Origin of the sequence: Bacteroides mucinivorans (assembly GCF_034654355.2) — a bacterium.
Lineage (GTDB): Bacteria > Bacteroidota > Bacteroidia > Bacteroidales > Bacteroidaceae > Bacteroides > Bacteroides nordii.
In genome coordinates, this window is record NZ_CP178179.1 from 362,141 (window position 1) to 381,058 (window position 18,918).

General features: G+C 41.7%; 10 protein-coding genes. 8 read left to right on the forward strand and 2 right to left on the reverse strand.

From position 1 onward, the window contains the following. Positions 1–30: 30 nt before the first annotated feature. The 3 genes from VCM39_RS01215 (at position 31) to VCM39_RS01225 (ending at position 5,899) form a co-directional block, all read left to right on the forward strand. Entirely contained in the window at positions 31–1,425 is a 1,395-nt protein-coding gene (locus tag VCM39_RS01215; RefSeq protein ID WP_322932428.1) for a sugar porter family MFS transporter, read from the forward strand. 12 nt (positions 1,426–1,437) lie between these two features. Then, entirely contained in the window at positions 1,438–4,773 is a 3,336-nt protein-coding gene (locus VCM39_RS01220) for a DUF5107 domain-containing protein (protein WP_221650083.1), read from the forward strand. A gap of 94 nt (positions 4,774–4,867) precedes the next feature. Continuing rightward, positions 4,868–5,899: an aldose epimerase family protein gene (locus VCM39_RS01225; RefSeq protein ID WP_221650082.1), complete on the forward strand. Its 1,032-nt coding sequence runs from the start codon at positions 4,868–4,870 to the stop codon at positions 5,897–5,899. Here VCM39_RS01225 and VCM39_RS01230 read toward each other — a convergent pair whose 3' ends face one another. Both VCM39_RS01230 and rhuM read right to left on the reverse strand, forming a co-directional pair. Then, positions 5,900–6,790, reverse strand: a complete 891-nt coding sequence (locus tag VCM39_RS01230) for an AraC family transcriptional regulator (RefSeq protein WP_221650081.1) — start codon at positions 6,788–6,790, stop codon at positions 5,900–5,902. It lies immediately after the preceding gene. Between the two features lie 238 nt (positions 6,791–7,028). After that, positions 7,029–8,006 (reverse strand): virulence protein RhuM/Fic/DOC family protein, encoded by a 978-nt coding sequence (gene rhuM / locus VCM39_RS01235; RefSeq protein WP_289293629.1) that lies wholly within the window; start codon positions 8,004–8,006, stop codon positions 7,029–7,031. Between the two features lie 899 nt (positions 8,007–8,905). Between rhuM and VCM39_RS01240 the strand changes: the two genes are divergently transcribed. From VCM39_RS01240 to VCM39_RS01260, 5 genes are read left to right on the forward strand one after another with little or no spacing between them, the layout of a single operon-like run. Continuing rightward, positions 8,906–12,100 carry a SusC/RagA family TonB-linked outer membrane protein gene (locus VCM39_RS01240; RefSeq protein ID WP_221650079.1) on the forward strand — a complete coding sequence of 1,065 codons (3,195 nt, stop codon included), beginning with the start codon at positions 8,906–8,908 and terminating at the stop codon, positions 12,098–12,100. A 19-nt stretch (positions 12,101–12,119) separates the two neighbouring features. Beyond that, positions 12,120–14,096, forward strand: coding sequence for a RagB/SusD family nutrient uptake outer membrane protein (locus VCM39_RS01245; protein WP_289293628.1), 1,977 nt, complete (start codon positions 12,120–12,122; stop codon positions 14,094–14,096). 31 nt (positions 14,097–14,127) lie between these two features. Continuing rightward, a complete protein-coding gene (locus VCM39_RS01250; protein WP_221650077.1) occupies positions 14,128–15,336 on the forward strand; it encodes a DUF5000 domain-containing lipoprotein in 1,209 nt (402 codons plus the stop codon). Positions 15,337–15,350: 14 nt separating this feature from the next. After that, on the forward strand, positions 15,351–16,577 hold the full coding sequence (locus VCM39_RS01255) for a DUF4998 domain-containing protein (protein WP_322932429.1): 1,227 nt from the start codon (positions 15,351–15,353) through the stop codon (positions 16,575–16,577). Positions 16,578–16,613: 36 nt separating this feature from the next. Further along, a complete protein-coding gene (locus VCM39_RS01260; RefSeq protein ID WP_322932430.1) occupies positions 16,614–18,887 on the forward strand; it encodes a glycoside hydrolase family 3 N-terminal domain-containing protein in 2,274 nt (757 codons plus the stop codon). Positions 18,888–18,918: the final 31 nt, after the last annotated feature.

Genomic DNA, 18,918 nt, shown 5'->3' on the forward strand with positions numbered 1-18,918 from the left:
GCGGTCATCAAATTAATGATTAATATTTGTATGATCCTAATGAAAACACAATCAAATCTTTATCTGTTCCTGATAGCTTTAATATCGGCTATGGGAGGTTTCCTTTTCGGCTATGACTGGGTAGTGATAGGGGGAGCCAAACCTTTCTACGAACAATATTTTCAAATTGCGGATAGCCCGGTCTTACAGGGCTGGGCAATGAGTAGTGCACTGATAGGCTGTCTGGTGGGTGCACTGAGTGCCGGAAAGATGAGTGACCGTTTCGGGCGGAAGCCTATTCTCACATTGGCGGCAGGGCTTTTTATCTGTACGGCTATTGGTACAGGTGCCGCTCACTCCTTTACTTTTTTCAATATTTTCAGATTGATAGGTGGATTTGCTATTGGTATAGCTTCCAGTCTATCTCCTATGTATATTGCTGAAATTGCTCCGGCTCATTTGCGTGGACGTTTTGTCTCTATTAATCAGTTGACGGTTGTATTAGGTATTCTTGCTTCCCAGATTGTGAATTGGCAGATTGCAGAGCCGGTGGCTGTAGGAGCGACTTACGAGATGATACGTGAGTCATGGAACGGACAAATGGGTTGGCGTTGGATGTTCTGGGCCATGACAGTTCCTGCGGCATTGTTTTTTATTTTTAGTTTTATACTTCCTGAGAGTCCCCGTTGGCTCGCATCTTCCGGCCACAAAGAGGCTGCTTTTAAAGTTTTCAGCCGTATGGGTGGGCGTGATTACGCTCGTCAGGAACTGGATGCAATTGCTATGGCTTCTTCGAATGGCGAACAACAAGGAGGCTTTAAACAATTGTTGCGTCCTGCAATGCGCAAAGTGCTGATTATTGGTATTGTGATGGCTGTTTTGCAGCAGTGGTGCGGCATTAATGTGATATTCAACTATGCACAGGAGATATTCATGGCTGCCGGATATGGCGTCTCGGATGTGTTGATGAATATTGTGGTGACCGGAATCACTAATGTGATATTTACAATTCTGGCTATGTTTGTGGTGGATCGTTGGGGGCGTAAGGCGCTTACCCTGATAGGCTCATTCGGGTTGACTGTGATTTATGCTTTTATGGGGGCGGCCTATTATTTTCATATTACCGGTATTGTACTGCTTATTATTGTAGTGATGGCTATTGCATGTTATGCGATGACACTGGCAACAACGATGTGGGTGATTATTTCTGAAATTTTCCCCAACCGGGTTCGGGGGGTAGCTATGTCAGTCTGCACATTTGCTCTGTGGGGGGCTTGTTTCATTCTTACATATACTTTCCCGGTACTGAATAGCGGATTGGGAGCTGCCGGAACTTTCTGGCTTTATGGCATCATCTGTCTTGCCGGGGGGATTTTTGTGGTGTTCTGTCTGCCCGAAACCAAAGGTAAGAGTCTGGAAGAATTAGAAAAAGAATTAATAAAATAGTTGTTATATAATATGGAAAAAATAACCCAATATTTAATTCAAAGTACGGTACATACCAGTGAGGTACGTGCCTGGGAAGAAGATATTTTGCTCCCTACCTATGAAATAGGAAAGGAAGAGAAGAATCCCATTTTCTTGGAGAAGCGAGTATATCAAGGTAGTAGTGGCTCTGTATACCCTTATCCTGTAGTAGAAAAAATATCCGATAATAAAGTTGATAAGAAGTATCATGCTCTTTTTATAGAGAATGAGTATATCAAGGTTATGATATTGCCGGAACTGGGTGGACGTATACACATGGCTTATGATAAAGTGAAACAACGCCATTTTGTGTATTACAATCAGGTGGTGAAGCCTGCTTTGGTAGGGCTTACCGGTCCATGGATTTCGGGTGGGATTGAATTTAACTGGCCTCAGCACCATCGTCCCTCCACTTTTCTTCCTACTGATTTTTCTATAGAAGAGAATGCGGACGGTAGTAAGACAATCTGGTGTAACGAAGTGGAACGCATGTTCCGTACCAAAGGGATGCAGGGCTTTACCCTCTATCCGGGTAAGGCGTATATTGAAATCAATGTGAAGATTTACAATCGTACAGCTTTCCCTCAGACATTTTTGTGGTGGGCTAACCCGGCTGTGGTGGTGAATGATCACTATCATTCGGTATTCCCACCCGATGTAAATGCGGTGTTTGATCATGGCAAGCGCGATGTGTCGTCCTTTCCTATAGCTACCGGAGTTTATTATAAGCAAGACTACTCAGCGGGAGTGGATATTTCAAAATACAAGAATATTCCCGTTCCTACTTCTTATATGGCCATTCAGTCGAAATATGATTTTGTGGGTGGTTATGAGGCCGATGTTCAGGGTGGTTTGTTGCATGTAGCCGATCATCATGTGTCTCCGGGTAAGAAACAATGGACCTGGGGAAATGGGGATTTTGGCAAGGCTTGGGACAGGAACCTGACTGATGAGGACGGCCCTTATATTGAACTGATGACAGGAATGTATACGGATAATCAGCCGGACTTCTCATGGTTGCAACCTTATGAAGAAAAATCGTGGGTACAGTATTTCATGCCTTACAGTGAAGTGGGCTATGTGAAGAATGCTACCAAAGATGTTCTGTTGAATGTAGAGCTAAAAGAGGATAATGCTCATCTGGTACTTTATACCACAGGAGTGAATAAAGATGTACATCTGTTGGCAAAGGATATTCAAGGTAAGATATTATTGGATAAGATAATTCAGATTTCTCCGGCAGATCCGTTTACTGTTACTTTCCCGGCAATAGGATTAAAGGAAGAAGATATCCGGATAGAAATCAGAGACTGCGAGGGAAAAGTAATGCTTACTTATCAGGCTGATAAACCGGAAATAAAACCGGTACCCGACCCTGCCAAAGCAGCGAAAGATCCTAAAGATATTGCTTCTATCGAACAGTTGTTCCTGACCGGACTTCATTTGGAACAATATCGCCATGCCACTTATAATCCAATGGATTACTATCAGGAAGCTCTGCGTCGTGAACCGGGTAATGTGCGTTGCAATAACGCTATTGGTTTGCTGTTAATGCGTAAAGGGCAGTTTGCCGCAGCTGAAGCGTATTTCCGTACGGCTGTAGCTACTTTGACAGAACGTAATCCGAATCCGTATGATGGAGAACCATCCTATAACCTGGGCTGGAGTTGTAAGATGCAGGGTAAAGCAGACGAAGCTTATGATGCATTCTTCAAATCGGCATGGAATGCCGCCTGGCAGGATGCTGCCTATTATGGACTTGCACAAATAGATACGGCAAAGGGTAAATATGAGAGTGCTTTGGATAAAGTAGACCGTTCTCTTATCCGTAACTGGCATAATCATAAAGCACGTCAGCTGAAAGCTTCGATTCTGCGTAAGCTGAACCGTAAGGAGGAGGCTTTAAGCCTGATAGAGGAGTCTTTGAAGATAGACCGTTTCAATATGGGATGCCGTTTTGAGTATTATCTGTTGACTAAAGACGAGAACTCACTGGTGGAAATGAAGGAACTGATGCGACAGTGGGAGCATGCTTATATTGAATATGCGCTTGATTTTGCAGGGGCAGGCTTGTATGAAGAAGCCATCTTGTTTTTGCAAAGTTATGTTGCTGGATCCGGCAAGGTATATCCTATGATTCACTATGCTCTTGGCTATTTCTATGCTTGTCAGGGAGATAACAACAAAGCATTGGATTGCTATCGGAAAGCAGAACAAGCTGATCATTCTTATTGCTTCCCGAACCGTATCGAGGAAGTGGTGATTTTGCAAAATGCATTGGCTTTGAATACTCAGGGAGCTAAGGCAGCCTATAGCTTAGGAAACTTCTGGTATGCTGCCCGGCAGTATGAGAACGCCATTAGTTGCTGGGAGACTTCTGTCGCTATTGCTCCGGACTTTCCTACAGTGTGGCGTAATCTGTCATTGGCCTATTATAATAAACAGAATGATAAAGCAAAAGCACTGGACGCTTTGGAAAAAGCATTTCAGTTGGATGAACACGATTCGCGCATTCTGATGGAACTGGACCAGTTATATAAACGTTTGGGATACTCGCACGAACAGCGTCTTGCATTTCTGGAGGCTCATTTGCCTGAAACAGAAGAAAGGGATGATTTATCTATTGAACGCATCACTCTTTACAATCAACTGGGACGTTATGCTGAGGCTAAAGCATTGATAGAAAGTCGTAAATTCCATCCTTGGGAAGGGGGAGAAGGAAAAATTACGGGACAATATGTACTTTGCCGGGTAGAACTTGCCAGAATAGCTTTGCGTGAACAGCGTTATGCAGATGCATTGGCTCTGCTGAAAGAGACTGAAAACTATCCTTATAATCTGGGAGAAGGTAAGCTGGCAAATGCTGAAGAAAATGATATCTGGTATTATAAAGGTGAAGCCTATCGGGGACTGGGTGATGAGGAGAACGCCAAAGCTTGTTTTGAGAAAGCAACGATTGGTTCCCCGGAACCACAACAGGCATTTTATTATAATGACCAGCAACCGGATAAAATATTCTATCAGGGATTGGCATGGAGAGCATTAGGTGATGAAGATAAAGCACGTAGTTGTTTTAATAAGTTGATTAAGCATGGTGAAAAACACCTCTTTGATACGTGTCGCATAGATTACTTTGCTGTTTCGTTGCCGGATCTGGCTATCTGGGAAGATGATTTGAACAAGCGCAATCGTATTCATTGTAATTATGTGATGGGATTGGGTTATTTAGGATTGAATGAAACATCCAAAGCAATTAAATTTCTGGATAAAGTCATAGAACTGGATATTAACCACCAGGGAGGGCAGAGTCATAGAGGCCTTATTTAGAAGGGAGAAGGGAGAATTGAGAAGGGAGAAGTGGGCTGCGCTATCACGCTGCATAATACTTCTCTTCTCTCCATTCTTTTTTAATATTTTGTTTATGAAAGTAACGCATGAAATAGCAGCTTATACGGCGACAGGTGAACCTGTTTTTTTATTTAAAGTGGTCAATGGGGCCGGAGCTTATGTTGAGTTTACGAATTGGGGGGCCAGATGGATAACAGCAGCAGTACCTGATATTAACGGACATCTGACCAATGTGATAGTAGGTTATGATACTCTGGAAGAGTATTTGTCTGATACTTATTATATGGGGGCTACGATAGGACGTTTTGCCAACCGGATAGCAAATGCTTCATTTGTTATAGATGATATTACTTATCAGCTGGAAACAAATGATGGGTGTAATACCAATCACGGAGGGACCACCGGATTCGATCAGAAACTGTGGCAGTGGGAGGAATTACCCAATGGAGTTCGTTTTATGCTCACGTCACCCGATGGTGAAGGCGGTTATCCCGGAAACCTTGATGTGGTGGTAGATTATTGCTGGAATGAGTGCAATGAACTGACAGTTAGCTATTTCGGGAAATCAGATAAGACTACTTATCTGAATATGACAAATCATGCTTATTTTAATCTTAGTGGTACAAGGGAGAAGGTTACTTCGCATCTTTTGACTATTCCTGCCGGGAGAATACTGGATACAACACCCGCGTTTATTCCTACAGGTAAAATAATACCAGTGACAAATACTCCTTTTGATTTTACACATTGTAAACAGATAGGGCAGGAACTTTATGCCGATAACCGGCAATTACACAATAATAGAGGATATAATCATTGTTATGTATTAAAGGAACATCCTTCTTGCGATATGCTGCAAGCTGCCTGTCTCTGCGAACCCGTATCTAAACGGCGTTTGACTGTAACAACTGATTTACCCGGAGTACTGCTCTACACGGCAGGTTATTATAAACTTCCCGATACAGCGGTATGCCTGGAAACTCAGTTTTTTCCCGATACACCTTCACACTCTCATTTTCCCTCTTGTTTGTTGCCCTCGGGACGAGCGTATAATCAGCGAACTATATATAAATTTGATATAGATGACCGGGAAGTGTATTCATAACTATCCCTTTTTCTTAGCTTTATACTCCGAAGGTGGAATCCCCATTGTTTTGGTAAACAACCGGGAAAAATAAAGAGAATCTTCGTAACCTACTAACGGACTTATCTGACTGATTTTCATATCAGTGAAGTCCAGATAATGGCATGCCTCCTGTATTCTAAGGTAATTCAGGTATCGCAGAGGTGAAGATCCGGTTTTTTCTTCAAACAGGTTCGAAAAGTAAGAGGCAGACAGCTTCACTTCGCGGGCAATATCCGTAAGACGGATTTTCTTATTCAGGTTTTCTTTCATATAATGGATGGCAAGCTGTACTACGTCTTTACGTGAGTTGTTCATAGAACCGCAGTCGCGATATTCTCCGATAAATTTCATGGAACCCAGAAAATGAAACAGGCTGGTGGTGGCGTACAGCATATAATTCTTGTTGTATCCGGAACTGATGGAAGAATAAATTTCTTCAAAAAGTGTCAGTCGTTCTTTGATCCGGGAGTGTGCTTCGGGAGTAATATTACGTGGACGGTCAAAGCCTGCACTAAAAAATGCTGCTTTATCCCCGTCAAAATGTATCCAATAGATTGTCCATGGATTAGTAGCATTACTGCCATAAGCATGAGCCTGGTGTTTGGGAAGAATAAAAAATTGATTAGAGATAATTTTGTATCGTTGATGGTCCAACTCAAACCAGCCTTCTCCTTCTACACAGTAAATAAGAACAAACTCATTCACTTCTTCGGCACTTCGCTCACGATAATGAAAACTGGCATGCGGATAATAACCAATATCAGTGATATGGAGTTCCCGGCCCAAAGGGTCCCGTTTTAGCTCTTCGATCAGGAAATCCGGCAATACAATAGCACGTTCTCCTTTGAATCCTTCTTTAATTCGTGGCATGTTTTGTCAGGTATTGGATTTTATAAATCTGAATGAAGCGGCTTATGCTCTCAGCACCCAAAGTTACAAAAAAATCTCTGGAATAAACGAATAAAAAGGGGAAAATGGCATTGAATGACCAACGGGCAGATTGCTTATATCGTTGGGTAGCAAAGTTCTTTACTAAGAGTCGGAAATTCAGAGAATGCAGAGAAAAGCAAGCTGAAAATTGTAACATCGAACTGGATACTCTAATTTATTAATTGTTTTTATTAATCAGATTTACAATTACTTTTACCATCGTTTCCATCTCTTCTGTACGGCTTTCGGCAATCATCAGTGTAAGAGCAACAAGGGTGTTGTTTCCAATTCGTTTACTTCCGTCGGTATTGTACAGAATACCATTTCGTTCCATAAACCAAAGAAATAGAAATGCGGCAATCCGTTTGTTGCCATCACTGAATGAGTGGTTCTTGGTAACCAGATAGAGCAATATGGCTGCCTTCTCTTCGATGCTTGGATAGAGATCCTGCTGGCCAAAAGTTTGATATATCGCACCAATGGAACCTTTGAACGATTGATCCTTTTCGTTGCCAAAGAGTGAACTTCCGCCAAATTTTTCTCGCAATTCATCAATCGCAGCCATCGCGTTATCGTAGGTGGCTCTGAATTGTTCCGTGTTAGTAGTCTTTTCAATTTCCAGCTGTTGATAATCGTATCTATCAAGCGTATCAAGTGCGTATGCATAATCCGTAACCACTCTCAATAAGCCCGTTGCTTCGGAATATTCCAATGTTTTGTGGTCGAGTACATTTGCAAGCACTTTGATGGTTTGCTTTAAATCTTCGTACTGATCCAACTTAATATTCTCTTTGACGGCATATCCTTTTATTAAATACTCTTTGAGTACCTTATTTGCCCAGATACGGAACCGGGTTGCATTTTTAGAGTTTACACGATAACCTATTGATAAAATAGCGTCGAGGTTATAATAAGTTGTTCGATAGTGTTGTTTCCCGTCATTACCCATATGTTCCAAAATGGAACATGTGCTATTTTCGTCAAGCTCGCCTGACGAGAATATGTTTTTGAGGTGTTTGGTTATTGCTGGACGCTTTGTACCAAATAGCTCCGCTATCTGCTTTTGAGTTAACCAAATAGTTTCTTGTTCAAGTCTAACATCCAGAGCAGTTGTCCCGTCCGAGGTTGTATATAATATGATTTCTCCTGTGTTCATAACATATAAATTGCTGAGATGCAAACTTACAGAAAAATAGTTATAATAGTGACTGACTCCTTCTAAGATTTTAGTTAGCCGACATGGATTTGATTCATCACAGATGTGCCAATGAATTAACGTAATATAAGTGTGGTGTATGTATCAAAAAGTCAGACTGTCAAAGTGATATTCCTGAGCTTCGAGAATTCGCTTGTTTGTGGAGAGCGGTGGCAAAGGTGTCCGGAATTGTCTTTATTTGGGAGTTGGATTTTTCAGATTGCTAGGGTTTGATGCTGATTGGATTTATTTTGTACCCTTGTTTTGTATTTACTATGCAGTTTGTTCCCAAACATTATCTATTTTGCTCTTTATTCTTTTTTTGGATAGCTCTGTTTCGGGGAGCAACTAGCGAAAAAACAGGTCTTCCGGTAGAGATTCAGATGTTTCTCTACGACACTCTTATCGTTTCTCTACGACATTCGCATCGTTCCTCGTAGAGTCTCGGAGTGTTTGAAGTAATGAAATTGTAATTAACGTGCCGGAATAAATGCATTTATATCCGGATAAAGCGATAATATGCAGTTTCTGTTGCATGTTATTGTGGCTTTTTATGCAGTTTTTCTTCTGGTTGTAGCAGAATTCTAAAAGTTCTTGTTATTAAAACAAACGATATTCGTGTAAAATGTTTGTTTATTCCTTGTTTTAATGACTTTTGTACAAAATCTCCGGAGGATAAATTCATGCTGCAAGGGGGAGAGGCTGACTGGCTTTTCCTTTGGGTAAGATTCTCCATATCCATGATGTTTTTGTCTATTGATTACTGTCCTTTTTTAAGCTTCCTTTGCATATGATAAACATTATTCTTATGAGTGTATAATCTTGTAATGAAATTAAGTGATGATTTAAAATAATTATGTATGGAAAAACACATGTTTGAGAAGCTTTCTTTCCGGAAAGTATTTAAGTTCATTTTGGCCTTGTTGCTGTTTTCCTGTAGTGTATCGGGCTATGCTGAAGTACTCGATAACAGAGTGGTGAAGGGAGTAGTTAAAGATGAATTGGGTGAACCGCTACCTGCTGTAACCGTAGTAGTAAAAGGTACGACCAACGGGGTAACTACTGACCTGGATGGTGAATATACACTGTCTAATGTGCCTGCCGGATCTACATTGGTGTTTTCTTTCTTAGGAATGCAGACACAGGAAATTGTAGTAAGAAATCAGAAACGTATTGATGTGGAAATGAAAGAAGATGCTGTCAGTATTGATGAAGTAGTAGTGGTAGCATTTGGTACGCAGAAAAAAGAGAGTATGGTTAGCTCTATCCAGACGGTAAAACCTGCGGCTTTAAAGGTACCTTCCAGTAACCTTACTACTGCACTGGCGGGGCGTATGTCCGGTTTGATTGCTTATCAGCGCAGTGGTGAACCGGGGCAGGACAATGCTGACTTTTTTATCCGTGGTGTGACAACTTTCGGCTATAAGAAAGATCCGTTGATTTTGATTGATGGTATTGAAACGACCTCTACTGAACTGGCACGTTTGCAGCCGGATGATATAGCTGCCTTTTCTATCCTGAAAGATGCTACTGCTACGGCTTTATATGGTGCACGTGGTGCCAATGGCGTTATTCAGGTACAGACAAAAGAAGGTAAGGAAGGTCCGGCTAAGGTCAGTCTGCGTGTAGAGAATTCCTTCTCTTCCAATACATCGAATATAGAGCTGGCAGATCCTATTACTTATATGCAAATGGCGAATGAGGCGGTAACAACACGCAATCCGTTGGCTCCTTTGGCCTATTCACGTGAGAAAATAGCCAATACAATTGCCGGTAAGAATCCGTATCTGTATCCGGCTAATGACTGGCGTAAGCTGATGACCAATCCGTTGGTAGCAAACCAGCGCGCTAACCTGAGTGTGAGCGGTGGTGGTAAAGTGGCTCGTTATTATATTGCTGCCACTTTTTCGAAAGATAATGGTAATCTGAAAAATGATAAGTATGCCGGTTATAAAAATAACATTGATCTGAGCACTTACCAGCTGAGATCGAATGTAAATATTAATCTGACGAAAACGACCGAAGCAATTGTCCGGTTGGCAGGTACATTTGATGATTATACCGGACCGCTTGATGGAGGAGATACGATGTATAAGAAGATTATGGTTTCCAATCCGGTATTGTTCCCGGCTTATTACCCTGCTTCCGATCTTCCTTCTGCTAAACATGTGCTGTATGGTAACGCATTGTATAATAATAATGTGGAATATACGAATCCTTATGCGGAATTGACCAGAGGATATAAGGATTATTCTAAATCGACAATGGATGCACAATTTGAACTGAAGCAGGATTTGTCATTTATCACCAAGGGACTGAATGTACGTGGCTTATTCAATACGTCCCGTTATGCTTATTTTGAAGTAGGTCGTGCATCGAGTCCTTACTTTTATAATGTAAGCTCTTATGACAAAGGGGGCTCGTATTCTATCATGCAATTGAATGAGGATTCAAATCCGACGGAATACCTGGAGTCTACCGGTTCCTGGACGGATGTACAGTCTACTGTATATATGGAGGCTGCGATGTCTTATAACCGTTCTTTTGGGGAACATGATGTAAGCGGTTTGCTGGTATATCAGCGTCGTGAAAAAAGAGTATCGAATATTAAAGATGACTCACAAAAAGATAATCTGCAAAAATCTTTGCCCTATCGTAATCAGGGATTGTCCGGTCGTTTTACCTATGCTTTTAATAATCGGTATATGGCTGAATTTAACTTCGGTTATAATGGTTCCGAACGTTTTTATCGTTCTGAACGCTATGGCTTCTTTCCTGCCATCGGTATAGGTTATGATATTTCCAATGAGAAGTTTTGGGAACCGTTGAAGAAGGTGCTTCCGAAGTTTAAATTGAAATACACCTACGGTCTGGTAGGAAATGATGCTATTGGTGACGAAAATGACCGTTTCTTCTATCTGTCTGAGGTAGATGCAAATGATAGTGGTAAGAGTTATGGTTTTGGTACGGACTTTAATTATACTAAGAACGGAGTAACAGTAAGGCGTTATGATAACCGGGATATTACCTGGGAAAAGGCTTATAAGTCTAACTATGGTCTTGAACTGTCGTTGTTTGACGGTCTGAATGTGCAGGTGGATTATTTTACCGAACATCGTACCAATATCCTGATGGACCGCGAATCTATTCCTTCTACTATGGGACTTTCGGCAAAGGTACGTGCCAATGTGGGTGAGGCGAAAGCGAAAGGATTAGATTTGTCTGTGGATTATAACAAGGTGTTCCGAAAGGGGATGTGGTTGCAATTACATGGTAACTTTACGTATGCTCATAGTGAGTTCCTGAAATATGAAGAACCGGAATACAACGAAAAGTATAAACTCCACGTAGGACAGTCTCTGAAACAGGAATATGGTTATATTGCAGAACGCCTGTTTATCGATGAGGCCGATGTGGCTAACTCTCCGAAGCAGACATTTGGCGAATATGGAGCCGGTGATATTAAATATCGTGATGTAAATGGTGATGGACAGATTACTGAACTTGACCAGGTACCTATTGGCTTCCCGACAGTTCCGGAAATTATTTATGGCTTTGGCTTCTCTTTTGGCAGTGCACGTTTTGATGTTTCGGCTTTCTTCCAGGGATCTGCCCGTTCTACTTTCTGGTTGGATGCTAAAAACACTTCTCCGTTTGTACATGTATATGAAGACACTAACTGGGATAATGTATCAATGTGGAAAGACATTCCTTTGTTAAAGGCCTATGCTGATAATCACTGGACAGAAACCAATCGTAATATCTACGCTTTGTGGCCACGTCTGAGCAGTACTCGTATGGAGAATAATATTCAAAAGAGTACCTGGTTTATGCGTAACGGAGCTTTTCTGCGTATGAAGACACTGGAAGTTGGATATACCTTCCCGGAAACATTGACAAAGAAGGCTTATATAAATTCTGCGCGTATTTATTGTAGTGGTAATAACCTGTTTGTGCTCAGTGGATTCCATATGTGGGATATTGAGATGGGAGGTAACGGATTAGGTTATCCTATTCAGCGGGTTATTAACCTGGGTGTCCAATTAACTTTTTAAATAGAGGAGACGAAAAGCTATGAAATATAATTTGAAAAATAAACTAAGAAACCTGGCTTGTATCTCTTTGTGTGCCAGTGGAATGTGGATGTTGAGTGCTTGTGGTGATTATCTGGATGTTGTGCCCGATAATGTAGGTACTATTGAACACTCTTTCAGTAACCGTAATGAAGCCGAGAAGTATCTGTTTACTTGTTACTCTTATATTCCGGAGTATCATAGTGAACGGGCAAATGTTGGTTTGATGGGTGGTGATGAGCTGGCTACTTTCTATCCTATTCAGAGTGGCGATGATTACGCTACCTGGCGTATCGGGTTGGGATATCAGAATGTGAATGATCCTTATCTTAATTATTGGGACGGAGGTAATGGTGCGGCTCATAGTCTGTATGAAGGGCTTCGTGATTGTAATACATTTCTGACTTATGTGTCTGATACGGATTATGTAGGCGATCTTGCTCCTTCGATGAGGAAGAGGTGGTTGGCAGAAGTGAAGTTCCTGAAAGCCTATTACCATTATTTACTGTTGCGTATGTATGGTCCGATTGTGATAGCAGATGAAAATCTGCCAATCTCTGCTACTCCGGAAGAAGTACGGTTGAAACGTGCCCCAGTTGATAAAGTAGTCTCTTATATTTCTGATTTGCTTGATGAGGCAAAGATAGATTTACCTGTGAAGATAGATGATCAGGCAACAGAACTGGGACGCATAACTCGCCCGGCAGCCTTGATGCTGAAAGCTAAATTGCTGGTAATGGCTGCCAGCCCGTTGTTTAATGGTAACCCGGATTATGCTGATTTTGTGGATAAAGACGGTGAGCATTTATTTAATAGCGACTATAGTGTACAGAAATGGGTCGATGCCCAGGAAGCTTGCGAACAGGCCATTGAAATGTGTGAGCAGGGTGAAGGTGGAATAAGTCCGGACATTGTATTGCATGAAACACATACGAATCTGGTATTCAGTGCTAAACTGAAACGTGAGTTAAGTTTACGTGAGTGTGTGACAGAAAAGTGGAATGATGAGTTAATCTGGGGACTGTCCGGTCGCCTGACAGGTGGTTTACAGCAGTCTTGTATGTCACGTGTGGGTAAGTATCCGTCGAATATGCACGGTGCATCTGAAAAAATAAATCCGACAATGTACATTACCGAATTGTACTATACAAAAAATGGTGTACCTATTGATGAAGATAAAGAATGGGAATATGCTAACCGTCTGAAGGTAAAGAAGAATACCAATAATACAGCGAATGAGTTTTATTTGATTCCGGATTATGAAACAGTAAGTGCCAATTTTGACCGGGAACCCCGTTACTATGCAAATGTTGGTTTTGACGGATGCTTGTGGTATCAAAACAACTGTGTTTCCGGGAATTCATCTGATATCTGGCAACTGAAGGGACGTGCCGGACAAGCACAAGGTATTTTGGGAGCTTACGGCTATTCTAAAACAGGGTATTGGGCTAAGAAATTAGTGAGCTTGGGATTCGTGAATACCGAAAGCGGATGGAATACAGAACAATATCCGTGGCCGGAGTTCCGCCTGGCCGATCTTTATCTGCTTTATGCAGAAGCTGTTAATGAAGCTTCGGATTCTGAAGCTGCCCGTACATTGGCAATTAGCTATGTGGATAAAATCAGAGCACGTGCAGGTCTTTCCGGAGTCAAAGAGTCCTGGGAACAACATTCACGTAAGTCGAATAAGTTCAGAACTCAGTTGGGATTGCGTGAGATTATTCAGCGTGAACGTGCCATTGAGCTGATGTTTGAAGGACAACGCTTTTGGGATGTGCGCCGCTGGAAAATAGCTGATAAGGAATATAATAAAACACTGATGGCATGGAATCCTCGTGGCAAAACGGTGGATACTTATTATCAGTTGACCGCCATGTATACTCAGCAATTTGTGGCACCACGTGATTACTTCTGGCCCATTAAAGAAAAGTCATTGGTGATCAATCCCAATCTGGTACAAAATCCGGGATGGCAATAAATCGTTTATTTGATTAAAAACAGAAAGAGATATGAAATCAATAAGAATATATATACTTATGTTGGGGATGTTGATGGCCCTTGCCGGCTGTCAGACCGACTTTGTGAAGCCTTTGGAAAATGATAGCGAAGCACCAGCACCGGTGCGTGATGTAACTTATATCAAGATGCCGGGTTCTGTACTTCTTACATATACATTGCCTTCAGATCCCGATTTACTTTATGTAGCGGCCAGTTATACAAATAAAGAAGGCAAGAAATATGAATTTAAGGCTTCTTACTTCACGAATACATTGCTGGTCGAAGGTTTTGGAGATATGGATACCTATTCATTGGATGTATATGCCGTGGACCGTAGTGAGAATTATTCTGTACCGGTGAATATACAGGTTTCTGCAGATACCCCTCCTGTACAGGCGGCTTATGAAACGCTGGAAGTACAACCCGACTTTGGGGGTATGACCTTTTCGTTTGCGAATACATCAAGAGCAGACTTAACAGTTTATGTTTCTACTCCGAATGAGGATAATGAAATGGTCAATGCAGAAACTTTCTATACAGGGCTGCCCAAAGCTACATTCTCCGTGCGTGGTTATCTGGATATATCCCGTGATTTTGAAATTTATTTCCAGGATAAATGGGGCAATAAGTCACAGGTAAAGAAAGAAACCCTTACTCCTATATACGAGGCGGAACTTGATAAGAAAAAATTCAAAGAGGTGATTCTGCCAGGTGATTTTCCATGTACTTTCTATGAAAGTAAGATGGAGTATATTTGGGATGGACGGGCGGCTGCCGATGGTGACGGACAGACAGGAGCCCATACAGGTATTGAAGAGCATAACGGCCCTACCTGGTTTACCTTTGATCTTGGAGTCCTGGCGAAGTTGAGTCGTTTTAACTTGAAGTTTGTACAGGATGACAAGCACTTTTATAACGACGTTTCTCCGAAAGTGTATGAGGTCTGGGGATGTGCAGAACTGGATAAATCCGGTAGCTGGGATAGTTGGATAAAATTACTTCATATTGAAAATGAGAAGCCTTCCGGTTTGCCGGGAAGTGAACTGACTGAGGATGACCGTCTGGCTGCACGGGAAGGTGATAATGCTGATTTTCCGTTGGATGCGCCACGTGTGCGTTATATCCGTATCAAATGTATTGATAACTGGACCGGTAACTCTAATATGGTATTTACTGAGGTTACTTTCTGGGGAGATGATAAATCAGAAACGAATAATTGATAAATGCTTGAATTATGAAATTGATGTTTAAATATATAGTGGCAATAGCGGCTTTGTTCTTATTTCTTGGCAATTTTTCTTCTTGTACACAGATGGATGAGTATCTGAAGTATACGGATGGAAAGGAGATACTGTATATTGGTAAGCCGGAGGGGATGCAAATGCGTTCGGGAAAAGGGCGTGTACAATTCTACGGTATTCTTATTGACCCTAAAATTACCCGGTTACGTATTACCTATAATATGGGAAAAGAAGTAATTGACCTGCCTGTTCAGCGCGGAGAAGGAGCGGAGGTATTTACTTACGATATCCCATTGAAGGAGGGGATTTATAATTTTGTTGTTCAGACTTTTGATGACAACGGACATGCTTCTGTGCCGGAATCACTCATTGGCTCTTCTTATGGTACTATTTATGAAAGTACATTATATAGCAGAGGTATTTCGTCTGTGAAATGTGAAAATAATGCTACTACGATAAAATGGGCTACCGCTGATACTCATTCACCTTATGTCCGTATCTGGTATACGGATGTTAATGCTCAGGAACGTATGGTAGAAGTAGAACAAGCTGAGCAGGAAACGATTCTGGAAGACTACAAGTCGATGAGTGGTTTTAAGATGAAAACTTACTATCTGCCGGATGTTACAGCCGTGGATATCTTTGAGATTGAGGCAAATGTAGAAGCGGATGAAACGTTGACGGCCAGCGTATTGAAAAATGCCACTGACCCTGTGATGCGGAGTGACGATAGTACAGAGAAAAGTGGAATTCTGAAAGACTGGAAGTATACCTCTAATCTGTTGACACAGAATAATGGTACTACCGGTACTTTTTATGAGGCTTCTGCCGGTAAGACATTTATAAATATATCTACGATGAATTATGCCGCTGCCATCGAAAATGGTAAAATATGGCAGGAAGTAACTCTGCCTGCCGGGACATACGAGTTCTCATTCAATGTGAATACTTCGAAAGGCAATAATCTGAATCCATATGGGGTAGTGGTTGCCGGCAGTGAAATACCAGACGTAGATCAGGTTGAAGCACTGTCTTTGGCTTACCTTAATTGGGGGCGTACCACGGGAGTAAAAACATTGAGTTTTACATTGGATGAAGAGACAACCGTTCAATTGGGATGGGTTGCAAGTATGGGTGAAAAGAGTGCCGATATTCGTATAAATAGTGTTGCTCTGAATAAGATACATAAAATAAATACGATAGAAAGAGGCATTGAATGATGCTATTTGCTTATCTAAATGAACATTAGTAATAATATGAAGAAAAAGAGCTTTTTGATAGTTTTAGGGGTATGTATCGGGACTACCGGTTTTGTATGGGGAACCAATGATAAACCATTGTATAAGAATCCGGATGCCCCCATTGAAAACCGTGTGGAAGACCTACTGCAGCGTATGACTTTGCAGGAGAAGGTATTACAACTACAGAACAAACCCGTTGGCAGGATTGATGAGATAGAACGTGTTTTTGGCGGACAGAGTTATGGATGTACTCATGAAATGGGGCAGACAGCAGAAGAATGTGCTCGAATCTATAACGAGTTACAGAATTATATGCTGACTAAAACCCGGTTGGGGATCCCAATTTTAACAGCTGTAGAAGGAATCCAGGGCATTTTACAAAATAATTCTACCTTGTTTCCGCATGCTATTGCACAAGGGAGCACGTTTAACCCCGGATTGATAGAGCGCATGACGGAGGCGGCAGGTGCCGAAGCGGCAACGATGGGTATTCATCAGGTTTTATCTCCTGTGTTTGATATTGCCCGAGAACTGCGCTGGGGCAGGGTGGAGGAGACTTATGGCGAGGATCCTTATCTGATTGCTGAAATGGGGATTGGTTTTGTGAAGGGATATCAGAAACATCGTATTACATGTACTCCGAAACATTTTGTAGCACATGGTACACCAACAGGAGGGCTGAATTGTGCCTTTGTGAGCGGAGGTGAACGTGAATTCCGAAGTATGCATCTTTATCCTTTTGCACGCGTTATTAAAGAAGCCGATCCGCTTTGTATTATGAGCTGCTATAGTGCCTATGATGGTATTCCTGTTTCAGCATCTCCTTATTATATGACTGATGTCTTGCGCGATGAACTCGGATTTAAAGGATATGTATATTCTGACTGGGGATCCGTTGATCGGGTGATGACTTTTCATTATGCTGCCTCTACCCGTGAAGAAGCTGCCCGTCTATCGTTGATAGCAGGTGTTGATCTGGACGTGGATTCTGATTATGAAACACTGGAACAACAGGTGAAAGAGAACATTATAGATGAAAGCTATATCGATAAGGCTGTACGGCGTGTTTTGTATGTGAAGTTTGCTTTAGGTTTATTTGACCGTCCTTATTTCGGTGATCCGAAACAGGTGAAAAAGGTCGTTCGTTCTGCCGAACACATCGCTTTGGCAAAAGAGATCGCGGATGAGAGTGCTATCTTGCTTGAAAACAAGAATAACATCTTACCACTTGATTTATCGAAATATAAATCGATTGCTGTAATAGGGCCTAATAGTAATCAGACTATCTTCGGAGATTATGCATGGACTACTCCGGATACGAAAGAGGGAGTAACTTTATACCAGGGTTTAAAAGAGGTAATGAAGAATAAGGTAAAACTGCAACAGGCAGATGGCTGTGACTGGTGGAGCCAGAAGGAGGAGAATATTGCGGATGCAGTAAGAGTTGTAGAACAAAGTGATTTGGCTATTGTGGCGGTAGGTACCCGTAGTACTTTCCTGGGACGTGGCCCACGTTATTCTACGGCAGGTGAAGGATTCGATTTGTCTTCTTTAGAATTACCTGGTAAGCAAATGGAACTATTGAAAGCAGTAAAAGCAACAGGCAAACCGATGGTGGTTGTTTTTATATCGGGTAAACCACTGGTGATGACCTGGGCGAAAGAAAATGCGGATGCTGTATTGACACAGTGGTATGCTGGTGAGCAGCAAGGGCGTTCTATGGCCGATATTCTGGTTGGCAATGTTAATCCTTCAGGACGTGTAAATGTATCGTTTCCGCGCAGTACGGGAAATACACCTTGCTTTTATAATTATTTTCCTACGGACCGTGTACAGCGATTTGACCGTCCGGGTACTTACGAAGAACCGGCAGGGCATTATATTTTTGAGCATCCTTATGCGCTATGGGAATTTGGTTATGGTTTGAGTTATACTGAATTTAAGTATACCGATTGTAATTTAAGTGATTCAATTTTCTCAGACAGAGGTAAGTTGACTGCTACTATTGAGATTGAGAATACCGGAAAACGGGATGGGAAAGAGGTTGTTCAGTTGTATGTTCGAGATAAGATTAGTTCGGTTGCTACCCCTATCAAACAACTGAAAGCTTTCAAAAAGGTATCGGTCAAAGCGGGTAAAAAGGAAACGGTAACGTTGGAGCTGCCGATTTCGGAATTAGCTCTTTATGATGCCCGTATGAAGCATATAGTAGAACCTGGTGAATTTGAGATACAGATTGGTAGCTCTTCCGATCGTATCCATTTCAATAAGACTATTGTGGTGAAATAAAAGGGATTACAGAGTGTACATTTATGTATCA

Coding starts and splice junctions, on each gene's coding strand:
- rhuM (WP_289293629.1), bottom strand. CDS start 8,006: ATGAACACAGGAGAAATCATATTATATACAACCTCGGACGGGACAACT.
- VCM39_RS01230 (WP_221650081.1), bottom strand. CDS start 6,790: ATGCCACGAATTAAAGAAGGATTCAAAGGAGAACGTGCTATTGTATTG.
- VCM39_RS01260 (WP_322932430.1), top strand. CDS start 16,614: ATGAAGAAAAAGAGCTTTTTGATAGTTTTAGGGGTATGTATCGGGACT.
- VCM39_RS01245 (WP_289293628.1), top strand. CDS start 12,120: ATGAAATATAATTTGAAAAATAAACTAAGAAACCTGGCTTGTATCTCT.
- VCM39_RS01225 (WP_221650082.1), top strand. CDS start 4,868: ATGAAAGTAACGCATGAAATAGCAGCTTATACGGCGACAGGTGAACCT.
- VCM39_RS01255 (WP_322932429.1), top strand. CDS start 15,351: ATGAAATTGATGTTTAAATATATAGTGGCAATAGCGGCTTTGTTCTTA.
- VCM39_RS01240 (WP_221650079.1), top strand. CDS start 8,906: ATGGAAAAACACATGTTTGAGAAGCTTTCTTTCCGGAAAGTATTTAAG.
- VCM39_RS01250 (WP_221650077.1), top strand. CDS start 14,128: ATGAAATCAATAAGAATATATATACTTATGTTGGGGATGTTGATGGCC.
- VCM39_RS01215 (WP_322932428.1), top strand. CDS start 31: ATGATCCTAATGAAAACACAATCAAATCTTTATCTGTTCCTGATAGCT.
- VCM39_RS01220 (WP_221650083.1), top strand. CDS start 1,438: ATGGAAAAAATAACCCAATATTTAATTCAAAGTACGGTACATACCAGT.